At 58.5% G+C, this 13,830-nt stretch carries 12 protein-coding genes; 5 read left to right on the top strand and 7 right to left on the bottom strand.

Features of this window, described 5'->3' with window-relative positions; all coding sequences use genetic code 11:
* The first annotated feature begins 57 nt into the window (after positions 1-57).
* A complete protein-coding gene (locus tag C3F36_RS14790) occupies positions 58-912 on the top strand; it encodes a DnaA ATPase domain-containing protein (protein ID WP_103243669.1) in 855 nt (284 codons plus the stop codon).
* A gap of 127 nt (positions 913-1,039) precedes the next feature.
* Positions 1,040-1,675, top strand: a complete 636-nt coding sequence (locus C3F36_RS14785) for an SDR family oxidoreductase (RefSeq protein WP_104455326.1) — start codon at positions 1,040-1,042, stop codon at positions 1,673-1,675.
* Positions 1,676-1,731: 56 nt separating this feature from the next.
* On the opposite strand, the gene C3F36_RS14780 is transcribed toward C3F36_RS14785, so the two are convergent.
* From C3F36_RS14780 to C3F36_RS14765, 4 genes are all read right to left on the bottom strand, one after another.
* Entirely contained in the window at positions 1,732-2,925 is a 1,194-nt protein-coding gene (locus tag C3F36_RS14780; RefSeq protein ID WP_104455325.1) for an ABC transporter permease, read from the bottom strand.
* On the bottom strand, positions 2,922-4,058 hold the full coding sequence (locus C3F36_RS14775) for an ABC transporter permease (RefSeq protein ID WP_104455324.1): 1,137 nt from the start codon (positions 4,056-4,058) through the stop codon (positions 2,922-2,924). Before C3F36_RS14775 ends, C3F36_RS14780 begins: the two co-directional genes overlap by 4 nt.
* Entirely contained in the window at positions 4,058-5,062 is a 1,005-nt protein-coding gene (locus tag C3F36_RS14770) for an HlyD family secretion protein (RefSeq protein ID WP_080767988.1), read from the bottom strand. Before C3F36_RS14770 ends, C3F36_RS14775 begins: the two co-directional genes overlap by 1 nt.
* A gap of 73 nt (positions 5,063-5,135) precedes the next feature.
* Positions 5,136-6,542 (bottom strand): TolC family protein, encoded by a 1,407-nt coding sequence (locus C3F36_RS14765; RefSeq protein WP_199769603.1) that lies wholly within the window; start codon positions 6,540-6,542, stop codon positions 5,136-5,138.
* Positions 6,543-6,832: 290 nt separating this feature from the next.
* On the opposite strand from C3F36_RS14765, the gene dusB reads away from it, so the two are divergent.
* The 3 genes from dusB (at position 6,833) to C3F36_RS14750 (ending at position 10,102) form a co-directional block, all read left to right on the top strand.
* Positions 6,833-7,798 (top strand): tRNA dihydrouridine synthase DusB, encoded by a 966-nt coding sequence (gene dusB, locus C3F36_RS14760; RefSeq protein ID WP_010675552.1) that lies wholly within the window; start codon positions 6,833-6,835, stop codon positions 7,796-7,798.
* Between the two features lie 25 nt (positions 7,799-7,823).
* Positions 7,824-8,120 carry a DNA-binding transcriptional regulator Fis gene (gene fis / locus C3F36_RS14755; RefSeq protein WP_005309538.1) on the top strand — a complete coding sequence of 99 codons (297 nt, stop codon included), beginning with the start codon at positions 7,824-7,826 and terminating at the stop codon, positions 8,118-8,120.
* A gap of 557 nt (positions 8,121-8,677) precedes the next feature.
* On the top strand, positions 8,678-10,102 hold the full coding sequence (locus C3F36_RS14750; RefSeq protein ID WP_104455323.1) for a hypothetical protein: 1,425 nt from the start codon (positions 8,678-8,680) through the stop codon (positions 10,100-10,102).
* 198 nt (positions 10,103-10,300) lie between these two features.
* Here the strand turns inward: C3F36_RS14750 and C3F36_RS14745 are convergent, their stop codons facing one another.
* From C3F36_RS14745 to C3F36_RS14735, 3 genes are all read right to left on the bottom strand, one after another.
* A complete protein-coding gene (locus tag C3F36_RS14745) occupies positions 10,301-11,497 on the bottom strand; it encodes a J domain-containing protein (RefSeq protein ID WP_042649079.1) in 1,197 nt (398 codons plus the stop codon).
* 158 nt (positions 11,498-11,655) lie between these two features.
* Positions 11,656-12,306, bottom strand: a complete 651-nt coding sequence (locus C3F36_RS14740; protein WP_042649078.1) for a hypothetical protein — start codon at positions 12,304-12,306, stop codon at positions 11,656-11,658.
* Positions 12,290-13,621 (bottom strand): AAA family ATPase, encoded by a 1,332-nt coding sequence (locus tag C3F36_RS14735; protein ID WP_104455322.1) that lies wholly within the window; start codon positions 13,619-13,621, stop codon positions 12,290-12,292. Before C3F36_RS14735 ends, C3F36_RS14740 begins: the two co-directional genes overlap by 17 nt.
* Between the last annotated feature and the right edge of the window lie 209 nt (positions 13,622-13,830).

Below are 13,830 nucleotides of genomic sequence, written 5' to 3'. Positions count from 1 at the left end.
CAGGCGGCCACGAAGTGCACGCCCATCCAGCCACAGCCCTAGCAGAAGGAGAATTCCATGACAGATCCGCACGACCCGATGCGCCAGGCACTGGAAGAGATCGAGGCCAAACGCCAGAAAATCGCCAAGGCCAGACAGGAGCAACGGGCTCATGATCCCGAGCTCAAGCGTCACGTCAGCAGCCTGCAGGAACGTATTCTCCGACTGCGGGCCGCAACCGGCGGCAGCCAGTACGACTACGAGACCCTGCGCAAGGAGTACGACGCCAAGGCCAATGCCGAAGTACGCGAATTGCAGAAGGCCGCCCGCCAGGAGCGGATCCAGAAGCTGATCGCCCAGGCCGACCTCAATCCGGACTGGATCTTCGACAAGATGGATTCCGGTGACCCGGCCCTGCAATACCCCATCGAGACAGCCCGCTACTTCATCAGCGGTTTCGAGCACTGGGAGAAGAGCGGCGGGGGCTGCATGCTGATCTACGGCGATTACGGCACCGGCAAATCCACCCTGGCGGGCGCCGTGGCCCACGAGTTGATCGCGCGCCACCAGAAGTCGGTGATCTTCCAGCAGTGGGCCTCCATCGTGGACAGGCTCTTCTTCAACGTCATCCAGGATCAGGAGGAGCGCAACCAGTACCGCCGCGCCCTGGAAGAGGTGGACCTGCTGATCATCGACGAGGTGGCGGCCAACCGTGCCAAGATGGCCGAGAGTCAGTCCAGCTTCCTCGGCCACCTGCTGCGCCGTCGTCGCAACCTGTCCAAAAGCGTCATCATCATCACCAACCACAGCCCCCAGAGCCTGCATCAGGCCATCGGTGATTTCAGCTATGAGGCGATCAAGGCGTTCAATCCGGTGGACATCCACCTGAGCGGACCCAGCCGCCGTCCCAGCATCGGCCATTACAACGGTTGATCCCGTCGGGCCGGCGTCCCTGATGTCCGGCCCTTCATATCCCCTGCACCTCACAAATAAAAACCACTCTCATTTACAGAGAGCCATCCAGGCTCTAGGCTTGCTCTTTTGTTCGAGAGGGCCTGTCATGCCAACCACACTCATCTTCGGTGCCAGTCGCGGACTGGGCCGCGCCTTCACCGACCACGCACTGCAACTGGGCCACAGGGTTGTTGCCCTGGTGCGCCATGCCGACATGGCCAGCGAGCTGCATACCCTGGGAGTCGAGGTCGTCATCGGGGATGCCCTGGACCCCCTGGCCGTGGCCCAGGCTTGCCGCTTGGCGGGCAGGGATGCCCGGGTAGTCTCCACCCTCGGCAGCTTTCGCCAGAGTGCACCGGTGGATTATCAGGGCAACCGCCATGTGATCGACGAGATGGAGTGCGCCGGGCTCAGCCGCCTGCTGCTGGTCACCTCCCTCGGTTGTGGCGACAGCTGGCAATACCTGCCCGAGCGGGCTCGCGCCGCCTTCGGACACGAGGTACGCCTCAAGAGCTTGGCGGAAAGCTGGCTGCAGACCAGCACCCTTGAGTGGACCATTTTACGCCCCGTAGGGTTGCAGGATGGGGAGCCCACGGGTCAGGCCATCCTGAGCCAGGGGCAAGAGAGGCATGGCCTGGTCAGGCGCCAGGATGTGGCAATACGGGGTTTGCAACTGCTCACCGACCAGGAGGCGTGCGGCCAGATCTATGCCATCGGCGATCCGGGTCTGAATCAGCCATGATCCCTGTGAATGGCAACACGGTCAGCCCAGTGGCTGACCGTGTTGTTGCAAGGCGCCTAGTCGGTGGAAGACGCTATCGCCCCATCATCCGGCCGCATTGCAGGGCACGGTTGACGCCATCGGAGCAACCAGCACGCCAGAGCGCCATACAGCAGCGCCAGTCCCCACAACTGCCACCAGTAGCGGGAGACCTGGGCAAAGTCGGCCCCCATCTGATTGAGGCGCAGGAATCCCTCGATGGCCGGCGTGCTCGGTGCCCACTGGGCCAGCCAGTTGAGGGGGGCCGGGATGAGCTCAAGGGGCCAGATAAAGCCGGCCAGGAAGACCAGCGGCAATGAGGAGACAAGCACCACCTGGGTCGGTAGATCACGGCGGGTGAACAGGGCGCCGAGCACGATCCCGAGCCAGGTGGTGGCCAGCAGGAACGGCAGGGTAAAGAGCCAGAGTTCGCCGGGTACAGCGGTGCGGGCAATACCGTAGTGATCGAAGCAGAAGCCGAAGAAGTAGGTCACCGGAAGGACGAAAAGAACCCCCACCACCAGGGTGCGGGCCAGCAACAAGGCCGGCACGGGGGCATGTTGCCAGTAGCCTGACTCGCCACGGCGGCTGCGCTGGTTCTGGGTCGCCCCCAGGATGCCGGTCCCCATCAGCAACACCTGATGCAGGATCAGCACGAATACCGCAGGCACCACGTAGTTCACATAGCCCATGGTGGGGTTGAATACCGGCAGCACATTGAGGGCCACCGCGTTCCAGCCCATGGCGGCCTGGGGCAGCGCCTCGCCCTGGCTCAGCAGCCTGGCCACCTTCACCTGGGCGGCGAGCGTGCCCCCCGCCTGGGCCAGCCCTTCGGCAATGGTGCCATAGACCAGGAAGTAGGAGGCATCCCCGGCATAACCCAGGGTCACGCTCCTGCCCAGCATCAGATCCCGATAGAAGTGGCGGGGAATGTGCAAGATGCCGCTCGCCTTGCCGGTCAGCATCATCTGGCGGGCCTCGTCGAGCGAACCGGCACGGGCCACCAGTTTGACCTGCGCCGTGGCATCGGCCATAAACTCCAGCTGGCGGGAAAGCTGGCTGCCATCCTCGCTGACCACCACCACGGGCTCTTCCCTGGGCAATTGGTGCAGGTAGGGCTGGGGGTAGAGGAAGGAGTAGAAGAAGACGCCGCCAAACAGGGTCAGCATGATGGCGCGATCCGCCAAGAGGGTGCGCAGCTCAAGGCGCACCAGATCCCAGAATCCCATCATGGCCTGGACTCCTCATGGGGCAGGGCCGCGCCCGACGGCGCCCGGTAGCGGTGTACCACCAGCAGCAGGGGCAGCAGAAACAGCAGCAGGGCCCCGAGCTGGGGCAGGGCTGCCGTCAACGGTTGACCGTAGTTGGTTTGCCCGATCTGCAGTTCCACATAGTGGGAGATGGGCAGCAGGCTGCGCCAGAACTGGGCCACATCCCCCATGGCGCTGACCGGAAAGGTGACCCCCATGAAGGCAAATCCCGGCGCCGTGTAGGCGCCGGCCAGAGAGAGCGCCCGCGCCGGATCCCGGATGATGCCGTAGAAGAAGGCCCCCATGGTGACGCAAGCGGCCGACGCCAGTCCCAGCCCCGCCGTCAGCACCAGCCAACTGCCTTGCATGGGGTACCCAAGCCCCTTGAACAGCAGCAGACTCCACGCCAGACCCCACCCCCAGCCGATGAGCACGTGGGGCAGCAGGGTACGCCAGAGGCCGAACCAGACCCCTCTGGTGGTCCAGTCCAACCCGAGGCGATCGGTGCGGGCCAGGGCGTTCAGGCCATAGAGCACAACCAGGATCTGCCACACTGCAGGCAGCAGGGCGCTCAGCAGAAACTGGGCGTAGCTGGAATTGATGTTGTAGAGCGCGGTAACCTGGCTCGCAATGGGTACGGATTGTCCCAGGGCACCGGGCAGCGTCTTGCCGCCGGCCATGGCCTCCAACACCCCTACCTGACCATTGAGAGTTCCCACCACCTGGGCCAGTGCGGAGTTGACCAGCTTGGCAATCAGGATGAACTGGCCATTGTTGAACACGGTGACCTGCGGCTGAGTGCCTTGCCGGGCATCCCGCTCCAGGTGATGGGGGATCACCACCAGGGCATAGATGTCCCCCCCTCGCAGTGCCCTGGCCCCCTCGTCGATGGCGTCAAACTGCTGCGCTATCTTGAGCCCGGCGGAGCCATCGAGAGAGAACGCCAGTTGTCGGGAGAGGGGGCTGCGATCCAGATCCACCAGACCGACCTTGAGATCCCGCGCCAGGCCGGCTGAAAAGATCCAGCACAGGATCCCTATCAGCAGCAAGGGGACCCAGCTCGCCAGCGCCCGGCCGAACGGGTCCTGCCAGAGCAACCGCCATTCGCGTCCCATCAGAGCTCGACCAGCACGCTCATGCCGACCCGCAGCCCGTCAACCGGCTGCAAGGGGCGCGCTTCCACCTGGAAGCTTTTCATGTCGAACCCCTGGCGGGTGTCGGTGGCACGCCAGGTGGCGAAATCCCCCATCACGGCCACATGGGTCACCTTGAAGCGCACCAGCTGATCCCCCAGGCCGGGAATACGGGCATCAAACTCGGTACCGACCGGGAACCTTGGCAAGAGGTCCTCACGGACATGGAACTGGGCCCAGGCATCCTTCATGTCGAGCAAGGTCACCACGGGGAAGCCCTGGGGAGCCAGCTCGCCGCTACGCAACAGCACCTGGGCAACTTCCCCCTCGTGTGGGCTGGCGATGCGGGTATCGGCCAGATAGGCTTCCACTTCCGCCACTCCGCCAGCCGCCATCTTGGCCTGCTCGCGGGCCGCTATCTTGGTCTCTTCCCGCGCCCCTTCCAGTGCCATCTGGTATTGCTGCCAGGCCATGCCCTCGCTGTACTTCGCCGCCTGCCAGGCCGTCCAGGCCTCGTCACGCTTTTGCAGCGACATCACGCCATCCCGATGCAGGCTGGCAATGCGCTCGTAGGTTTTGCCATGAAGCAGGGCAGCCGCCTTGGCCTGTTGCCACTGATCCTTGGCGGCCGCGATCTGCTGCACTCGCGCCCCCTTCTCGGCCTCTTCGGCCATGGCACCAGCCGCGGCCTGCCCGGCCTTGGCCTGACTCAGCTTGGCCTCGATCTCCGGGCTCGCCAGAGTGAACGCCAGTTGGCCCCTGGCCAGTTGATCCCCCTTCTTCACCAGTACCTCGTCGATGCGGCCCGCCACCTTGGAAGAGACCGAATACTGCTGCGCCTCTATCTGCCCCTGCAGACGCACCGGCTCCGGCTGATAGGCCAGCCAGAAGCGCCAGCCCAGCCAGAGCACAAGTAATACCAGCGCCAGTGGCAGCAGCCAGGGCTTGCCCTGGCTCATCTTCTTCTTGATGGGGGGATGACTCATGAATTCACCTCGGCAAACGGGCGACCCTTGACGGTCGAAACGGACATGAATAACGGAATGGAAGAGCGCGCGATCATGAGTTCACCTCGATCGCCTGGCCATGCTGATACTGGTTGAAACTGTTCATCTGACCGGAGAGTGCCAACAAGCGGGCCAGGGAGATCACGTATTGATAGGCAGCGGCGGCGCGCTGGGTCTTGACCCCGGCAAGCTGGGTCTGGGCATCGACCACATCAAGGGAAGTGGAGAGCCCCTGACCGAATGCCTTGTCACGCAACCGCACGTTCTCCTCGGCCAGCTCCTGGGTCGAGGAGAGAGAGTGATACTCCTCCAGTCCCTGGGCAGCCTCGCGCCAGGTCTTCTCGACCAGCAGCTCCAGATCCTGGCGGGTCTTGGCTTGCAGCAGGTTGACCTGGAGTTCGGCGCTCTTGGCTGCCTGGACTGTCTCGGAGCGGCCATCACGACTCACCAGCGGCATTCTGACCCCGACACCAACCAGCCAGTCCGGTGTGGTCTTGGAGACAATGGAATCATCTTCATAGAGGTTGTAGTTGCCGAACAGGAAGAGCTCGGGGGCGTACTTGCCCTTCTCCAGCTTGATCATCCCCTGGGCCTGCTCCTTCTTGGCCGTCAACAGCTTGAGACCGGGATGCACCGACAGGGTCTCCTCCACGAAGGGAGACAAGGCTGGCATCCCTTCGTTGATGAAGAGGGCGGTATTGGGCTCCGCCTGCTTGAGCTTGAGCATGTGGCCGAGCGCTAGCTGGGCGATCTCCAGGCTGCGCTTGGCCTTCTGGGTATCGATACGTGCCCTGTCATAGGCAGACTGGGCCGAAAGGCGCTCCACCTTGGCGATCTGCCCCTGGGCTTCGAGCTTCTTGGCATTATCCAGATGGTGTGCCAGTCCCTGCTCGATCTCCTGCTTGGTCTGCACCACCTGCGCCGCCAGCACCACCCCGAAGTAGGTCTGGGAGAGGCTCTCGAAGGTGGACTGCTGTTTGAGCACCAGCAACTGCTCAGCCTCGCTCACTTGGGCCTGACGAATATCCTGGGCCGCATCGATGCGCCCGCCGGTAAAGAGCGGCCATAGCATCTTGACCGAACTGGTCACCACGTTCTGCTTGGTGAGGGGGGTGACGAAATCGCTCGGGCTGAGGTTGAGTGCCTGCATCACAGGCCCCAGCACCTTGCCGAATTCCGGATGATTGGCGATGGGGTTGAGATCCAGCATGTCCAGCTCCATCGGCTGATCGAGATGGGTATAGCTGGCCCCCACATCCACCTTGGGCAGGTACATGGCCTTGGCCGCCTCCCGCAGTTGCTGGGCCCGCTCCACCCCGGCCTGCTCTGCCGCCAAGCCGTCATCCTGCTGGATGACCCGGCTCCAGGCCTCGGTAAAGCTGACCGTCTGCGCCTGAGCCGACCCCAGCACGATACCCAGCAGGCATGGGCAGAGCGACTTGATGAACTTTACCGTCATACATCCCCGATCCGTTTGTAATGAAATTGTGTAGAGTCTTTGCTCAATTCAGGCCCGCTATCATAGCCTAAACCGGCTTGAGAGGGAGACTCACAAATCACCATCCCCCTCACTCGCGCCCTCCTGACCATGGTCACAGACAATATGTCCGATTTTCAAGCACTCCTGAATTTGCAAGCCTTGGCGCGACGTTTTTTTCAGAAAAAAATGGCTGACGCTCAAATACTAACCTTTTCTCCTGACTAAAAAATGCGTAATATACGCCGCCCTAAGCCGATGGTAACCGTGGAATGCAGATAGGTCCCCACACGCTTGAAACTCCCCTGATCGTGGCCCCCATGGCCGGTGTAACAGACCGACCATTTCGTGAACTTTGTTTACGTTTGGGAGCCGGTATGGCCGTTTCCGAGATGCTGCTGGCCAACCCGGATGTCTGGGATACCCAGAAAACCCGGATGAGAATGGATCACTCTGCTGAAGGCGGCTTGCGATCGGTCCAGATTGCCGGTGCCGACCCCGAGATGATGGCGTTTGCTGCCCGCTACAACGTGGAGCAGGGCGCTCAGATCGTCGACATCAACATGGGATGTCCGGCAAAAAAAGTGAATAAGAAGCTGGCAGGTTCCGCCCTGCTGCGTCAGCCAGACCTGGTCAGATCCATCTGCCGGGCCGTGGTGGATGCGGTGGAAGTACCTGTCACCTTGAAGATCCGCACAGGATGGGATCCGGATAACCGCAATGGCGAGGAGATCGCCCGAATCGCCGAAGATTGCGGTATCGCGGCCCTTGCCGTGCATGGTCGTACCCGTGCCTGCCTCTACAAGGGCGAAGCGGAGTACGACACTATCAGGGCGATTAAGCAGGCCGTATCGATTCCTGTTGTCGCCAATGGCGACATCGATAGCCCGGAGAAAGCCCGGTATGTCCTCGACTATACCGGTGTCGACGCCGTGATGATCGGCCGTGCTGCGCAAGGACGACCCTGGATTTTCCGGGAAATCCGCCATTTTCTTGAAACGGGCACCAAGCTGCCGCCTCCCGACAGGGAAGAGGTTCGCACCCTGATGAACGAGCATGTCACCAATCTGCACCAGTTTTACGGTGCCTATCTGGGAGCGCGCATTGCCCGTAAACACGTGGGCTGGTATCTGGATGAAGAAGAGGCGGGCCGAGAATTCCGTAAGCACTTCAATGCCCTGGATTGTGCAGACGCACAACTCGAGGCACTCGAAGCGTATTTCGATGGATTAGGTTAACGCATAACTAAAGAGCCGACCGAATATGTTCGAACAAACCCTGACTTCTGATGCATTGGTAACAACTACTCACAATCACGCTGCCGAGCCGACCCAACGCCCCCTGCGTGACTCTGTGCAACAGGCCCTGCGTAACTACCTGGCCCAGTTGAACGGTCAGGAAGTGATTGATCTGTACGATATGGTTCTCTCCGAAGTCGAAGCTCCCATGCTGGACGTGATCATGCAGTACACCCGTGGCAACCAGACTCGCGCCGCCGTGATGATGGGCATCAACCGCGGTACCCTGCGCAAGAAACTCAAGCGTTACGGCATGAACTAAGCCATAACAGCTAAGCTATTGAAAATAAAGGCACCATCATTTTATTGATAGTGCCTTTTTCGTTTTGAACCCACATTTGAACCCACACCTACAAGACTAGTTATCATTGTCGACGACTCAACTCGGACTAGCCTGATGAACAGCGTTGACCACATAACTGTACCTATCCTCCCCATGTTGCCTAATGCAAGAGAGGGCCATTGGCCCTCTCTTGCTATCTATGTTGTTGGTCAGTGCAAACAGCACTGCTTGTACTTCTAGCCGCAGCCAAAGGGACACGGCTCGTTGCGGCCAATCTTGATGGGTACCACCACTGGTGTTCGCTACGTTGTGCCAGAAAGTGGGCATGAAGGATACGAGCAGCAAATCGGGCCTTGGTGGCTTGCTCTTGCAGGTGTTCATTGCTGAGCGCCTCCAGCGACGTAGACATGGTTTCTTAACCATGTGTTCTTTATGGTCTCTGTCATCCGGGGGATGTCGCTCCAATGGATAGGCATCTATATCGGTCTCAGGCACAATGTTCGATTAGATAGACCTGATAATGGGTAGTTCAGCTGATGGCACGAATATTAACCAAAGCGCAATTGAGTAAACTGGAAAGCAAAAGCCAAGCCGAGCTGTTGGCTATCGTGCTTGACCTGGCAACGCATCTTCCCCTCGCAAAAAAGCACCTGATTAACCAGTACCTTACTGCTGAGGATGCCTTATTGGCATTGGCAAAAAAAGAGTATAGCAAGCTCACTCGTCGCCCCCCTTCCTGGGATTATAAGGAGGTGGATGCCTTCTTCGATACCTTGCAAAATCAGTTTATTCCGTTGCTGGCCAAGGGGATCGTCGCCTCTCCAAGGGAGGGAGAACTCTTCGCCCTCGAGTTGCTGGCGAATGCCAGAGCCTTGTATGAAAAGATGGATACATCCAGTGGCAGCTGGGAGGACTACCATCTTGCGCTGGTCGAACAGTGGTTGATGGCGATCGCTGCTCAACGAGAGTCTGTCCCCCCAGAGGTGCTGGCTCGTCGATTGCGTGACGGATTGTCAGACATTGATCCATCGATCAGCATTACTTGCCTGTTTGATTACCGTGATGTGCTCGGCTCCCAAGTGATGCGAGCCTTGCGCGATAACTATGCGGCGGCAGGTCTATTGCCAGAGGCGTTGGGGTTGAGCTTTGAGTTGCGTGATATTGCATTCTTTGACTCGGTGCAACAGGCTGGTCTCTTTAGCCACCCCCGTCAGCAGATTGACTATGCCAGACTGCTGACCGACGAATTACGCGCCGATCAAGCCGTCGCGGTATTAGAGGCAATGGACTCGGCTCTGTTGCAGCGCCACCGCCAATTGAACCTGTGGCATCAAGTGTTGATCCGGGCCTATCTGGAAGAGGGACGCCGAGCTGACGCTCATGCTCAGGCATTACGCGCGTTTGCTAGCACACGGGCAAACTCGTTTTTTGCGAGTTATTGCCAAAGTGGAGATGAGCCTAGAGAAGTAGCATTAGGCCAGTTTGTTGCCATTGCCGAATCATGGGGGCTACGCGAGGTCTTGTTGCTGTTGGAGGAGGTTGATGCATGGCCACAACTGGCACAACGGCTTGAGCAATGTACAGATGCAGACTTGCAGGAGGATCTCTCACTCCTTGCTGGTTCAACCGTACGAACCTGGTCGAGCCGCCTCTATCAGCAGGGATTTATCGTGGTGGCAGTGCGGCTACGTCGTCAATTGGTGGCCAATGTCGTTAATCAGGGCAAGAGCACCTACTACACGGGGGCAGCCTCGGATCTGAAAAAGAGCCTGGATTATCAGGCGGCCTTAAAGGTAGAACAAGAGGATGGAGAGAGACCTCTCTGTTCGCCACAGGAGTATCTGAATCAGCTTTATCAGCAGCACAAACGCAAGAGCAGCTTTTGGGAGGCGGTTCGTCAAAAGCTACCGGTCATTACCATGTCGGCGAGCGGTGTGCAGTATCAGGCCGAGAATAAATAAGGCGCTAACACCTTTCACTCGGTCAGTCAGCTTGTGCTGGTGTTCCATGCGCCCTTGGCTGTCCAGCGCCTCGATAGCACTCATCTGGATGTCTCATTGCCACGACATCCTTCAAGCTACCCAAAACAAGAGAGAGCCATTGGCTCTCTCTTGTTTTCGAAATAGGTGTTTTCAAAAAATGTGTTTTCGAAAAAAGTGTTATCGAAAGAAGATCTCATCAAAGTCCGGCTCTTCATCCCAGATGGCGTGCTGACGTGCGTCCCAGCGCTCGGCCAGATAGGGTTTGAGGGTTGCAAGGGTGGTGATGGTCGCCAGTTGTCCATGCAACTGCTTGATATCCCGCTGTAGATAGTGCTGATGCTCCTCGAACGCGAGATCGGTCTTCTTCTTCGAGCGCTGTTTAAACTTGTGCAAGATAACCCCTTGCACTCCCTCCGGGCCACTATAAAAGCAGATCTCGAGCTCACGTTTTTTCTGCCAGAGCGCCGGATTGATGGCCACCAGATTCTCTTCACTCAGCAGCTTGTCTGCCTCGGGCAGATGGGTGTGAGCCAGGTGCAACAGAGTAAACATATCCCGCGTTTCCCACGCATGGCTGAGCTCGCCCATCAGGCGGCTCTTCTCTTCACGCTTGACCGGGTCTTGCTCCCGATCCGGGTGCAGCGTCATAGCCAGCTTGCGATAGAGCTGCTTAAGGCTTGAGTTATCGAGCAGTTGCTCAACCCTGGCAACCTCATCCGGATCGGCCATGTCATGATGATCCTGCCAACGTGCGAAAGCCTCGTCATTGGCAAAGGGGTCATCGCCACAGTCCGGCGCGTCGTCGTCCCACTCATGCTCATCACCGCCCTGTTTTTGGGCCTGGGCTTGCATATAGTCGCGCAGCTTCTCGGGATTTCTGACCATCTCGCGCAGCAGCTCGATATCATCGGGGCTCTCGCCAAACGCCTCTTGCAGCATGTCAGTGATAAAATCGCAGCTCGCCTCGAGCTGATCATCATCGAGCTGGCTGACGCTGCCCGCTTGCACCGCCATATAGAGTGACTCCAGATCCAGCTCCCCCCGAAACGGGTTGGATTCAAGATACCCCATCAATTCATCAATCCAGCCATGGAGCATCTCGCGCTGCCACTGGGTAAAACTTTTGCGGGCGGTGAAACCGGCCAGCCGCTGGCAAAGCTGAAAAATCAGCCCACACTGCTCACGCTCCAGAGGCTCAATGTCGCTGACAAAGCGCTGATAGATATCCGCCCCCTCTTGCTCCTGTTTGGCCAGCTTGGCCTGCAGCTTTTCGATGGCCTGCCACTGGCGATGAAAATAGGCAAGGGCCGGACTCTCGTGGCGCGGCTCGGCTTTTTTTCGCTTGGCCGAGGTTTTACTCTTGGTCAGTGACATGAAAACTCCAAATGAAAACGGGATAGTTGGCTACCGTGGCCACGGCAGATTATCAGAGGGGAGGAGATGCGCCTATCCTCGCGGTCTGCTGCCGGAGAAAAGCGCACGAGGTGTACCGAGGTTGTGGCTCCCGAGTCACCCGGGCAGGCACGCAATCGCTAGAGCTGACTGCGCAGTATGTTCACCAGTACAGGTGCGAAGGGCTCCAGCTTGCCTTGTTTGGGCTGGCTCAGATCTTCGATCAGCATTGTCAGCAATTGTGCATCATCTTCCAGCGCCAGTGCCTGCTGATCATCGCCATAGTGGGTCCAAATCAGGCTATCCACCAGCTGTTTACGCTTGGCAACCAGCACCTTGTTGCTTTGCTCCGTATCACCCAGATTGAGTACCCGGATCGCCTCTTTGGCTCTTTCCGTCAACCCCTCAACCCGACCACTCCATTTAAAGCGCAACTCGGTTTCGCACTCAGGCATCAGCGGGGTCAACGGCAGAGGCTGCGAGCCATGGGCGGCATCGCACTGTTTCGGTGTTTTGCAACTGGCTACCAGATTGCTGAAATCCATGGTGCGCTTAGGGGCGAGATCCCTAGCCTCAACATGCTCGTTCATGGTGTCTTCACTGGTGCCGCTGATGGCTTGGCAACAGTAGGCGCAGAGATGGAATTGCTCAGTAGTGCAAGCCTCCCGGATCTGCTGGCGAATTGCCTGACCCTCTTCATCGTTGGGTAGGTCGTGATATCGAGCATGAGGATTTTGACGTTTGAATGCCGCCAGACTTGCAGGTTCTTGTCCCTTATAAATCTTGCGCACGGCGCAGCTCCTCTTTGCGCAGCAGCAGGCTTGCCTTGGTCAGTTCCAGATTGTTGGCAGGCAGGTCAGCTTTCAGCTCGGCCAGCAAGGCATTGGCCTTATCGAAACGCCGATCTTGAATCAGATCGAGCAAGTCGTTGAGTCGGCTTGCCACTCGCTCATTGCGAATAGCGGTATCCATCACCTCCAGCAGCACCGAGTTCGCATCCTGACCATATTGGGACGGCACTTCGGTGAGTTCACCGTTATCAAGCGAATAGACCAGTACATCCTTGCAATCGCTGATCACCAGAGGGGAGTGGGTGGTCAGCACAAACTGACAGTTGGGGAAGGTATCGGTGAGCCGCTGGATGATGGCGCGTGCCCATTGCGGGTGCAGGTGCATGTCCACCTCGTCGATCAGCACCACCCCATCGCCGTGAAGGGGGTTTTCCAGCTCTGGGTTCATCATGGCGAGGCGGCGGGCAATATCGCCCACCAGCGCCATCAGGGATTTCTCCCCTTGCGACAGTTGCAACACATTGAGGGTCTGACCCTCCTTGTCGATGGACATATGCAGGCGCGGCTTACGGCGAACCTTCAGATTTTTAAATCCGGGCATAAAGTTGGCAATAGCTGTGCGCACCGCCGTCAACTGGCGATCTCTGGCTGATGCCTGTGCCTGTTGCAACTTTTGCCAAAGAGCAGGATCGAGCAAATCTTGAAGTTCATTGAGAACATCAGCAGGGATTACCGACTCATTTTCGCTATCTTCCCGCTCGCGAAACCACTCAAAGAAACGACGAAAATCGACTCCTTGACTCAGAGAATTATCATAACCATCGAGTTGGCGAAATGAATGTTTCTCTTTGATCTTTAGCGGAATATCCAGCACCACCCGTTCGACTGGATAGAAGGCGATCAGGGGCAAGCTGACATTTTCCAGCTCTGTCAATCGTGCTCGATACACATCGGCCAGCTTGCTGGCCTCGGTCAATATGGATTGCTCGTTGCTCTTGCGGCCAGCACGGGTCTTGGTGAGTGACCAACTGTATTCGTGCTGCTGATCGTGTAGTTGAAGAGAGACCACTGCGGTATTGGCACGATTGAGGATTACCTCCTCTGGAATGGGGCTACCGTTGCCTTTATCGCTGCGCAAACGGGCAACAAACCAGCTCAACGAGGTTGCCAATGATTTGAGTACCGAGGTCTTGCCTGCGCCATTGTTGCCGATCAGCACAGTCACATTCGAGTTGACGCGCTCTGTGGGGGCAAACTCGATGGCAAGACGCTCAAAACGCCCCAGATTTTCGAGGGTGAGTTGTTTGATTTCCATGCTCTATTCCTAATTCTGCTGCCAACACGACCTTATCTCGCCGGCACTTGGCTTACAACCCGTCGAATGTTGCCGATGGCTGCCCATCATACGAGCGGGTTAGTCCGTTGTGCGAGTCTTGCTGGTCCCACGCTTACCTTTTTTGCCGCTGGCGGTGGCCCGCTCGGTTTGAATGCGGGCCAGCAGGGCGGCAGTTTCTCGTGCGTCCG

This window comes from Aeromonas sp. ASNIH2, assembly GCF_002934795.1.
GTDB classification, from domain to species: domain Bacteria; phylum Pseudomonadota; class Gammaproteobacteria; order Enterobacterales; family Aeromonadaceae; genus Aeromonas; species Aeromonas caviae.
The sequence above is the reverse complement of the archived record's forward strand: the minus strand, read 5'-3'. Positions and strand labels throughout refer to the sequence as shown.

Excerpts from the sequence above, each read along its gene's own strand:
- C3F36_RS14790 (WP_103243669.1), top strand. The coding sequence starts at position 58 with ATGACAGATCCGCACGACCCGATGCGCCAGGCACTGGAAGAGATCGAG.
- C3F36_RS14785 (WP_104455326.1), top strand. The coding sequence starts at position 1,040 with ATGCCAACCACACTCATCTTCGGTGCCAGTCGCGGACTGGGCCGCGCC.
- C3F36_RS14780 (WP_104455325.1), bottom strand. The coding sequence starts at position 2,925 with ATGATGGGATTCTGGGATCTGGTGCGCCTTGAGCTGCGCACCCTCTTG.
- C3F36_RS14775 (WP_104455324.1), bottom strand. The coding sequence starts at position 4,058 with ATGGGACGCGAATGGCGGTTGCTCTGGCAGGACCCGTTCGGCCGGGCG.
- C3F36_RS14770 (WP_080767988.1), bottom strand. The coding sequence starts at position 5,062 with ATGAGTCATCCCCCCATCAAGAAGAAGATGAGCCAGGGCAAGCCCTGG.
- C3F36_RS14765 (WP_199769603.1), bottom strand. The coding sequence starts at position 6,542 with ATGACGGTAAAGTTCATCAAGTCGCTCTGCCCATGCCTGCTGGGTATC.
- dusB (WP_010675552.1), top strand. The coding sequence starts at position 6,833 with ATGCAGATAGGTCCCCACACGCTTGAAACTCCCCTGATCGTGGCCCCC.
- fis (WP_005309538.1), top strand. The coding sequence starts at position 7,824 with ATGTTCGAACAAACCCTGACTTCTGATGCATTGGTAACAACTACTCAC.
- C3F36_RS14750 (WP_104455323.1), top strand. The coding sequence starts at position 8,678 with ATGGCACGAATATTAACCAAAGCGCAATTGAGTAAACTGGAAAGCAAA.
- C3F36_RS14745 (WP_042649079.1), bottom strand. The coding sequence starts at position 11,497 with ATGTCACTGACCAAGAGTAAAACCTCGGCCAAGCGAAAAAAAGCCGAG.
- C3F36_RS14735 (WP_104455322.1), bottom strand. The coding sequence starts at position 13,621 with ATGGAAATCAAACAACTCACCCTCGAAAATCTGGGGCGTTTTGAGCGT.